This is a genomic window from Anoxybacillus sp. LAT27 (assembly GCF_022030075.1).
Classification (GTDB): domain Bacteria; phylum Bacillota; class Bacilli; order Bacillales; family Anoxybacillaceae; genus Anoxybacillus; species Anoxybacillus kestanbolensis.
In genome coordinates, this window is record NZ_JAIWYK010000316.1 from 1 (window position 1) to 232 (window position 232).

Consider the following 232-nt stretch of genomic DNA (forward strand, 5'->3'; position numbering starts at 1 on the left):
CGGCCTCCGGCGCCCTTTAATGGGTGTTCGGGTGTGATGAACTGGCGCACTCGGCGCTGAAAAACGCGGTAAATCGCCAAGGCCAACAGAAACAAATAGCCTAATACTGCGACCCGTTCTGGTTTTTTGACGTAAATCTCATCCGTGAAAAACGGATCTTTCAAAAAAGCGAAGTTCATTTCCACCGAGATCTGCCCTTTATACAGCTTCAAGATCTCTTGGGCATCCATTT

The 232-nt window shown here is 48.3% G+C and carries 1 pseudogene; it reads right to left on the minus strand.

The features are described from left to right. Nucleotides 1-232, minus strand: a pseudogene (locus LD028_RS09615) (IS1634 family transposase); the annotation flags it as partial.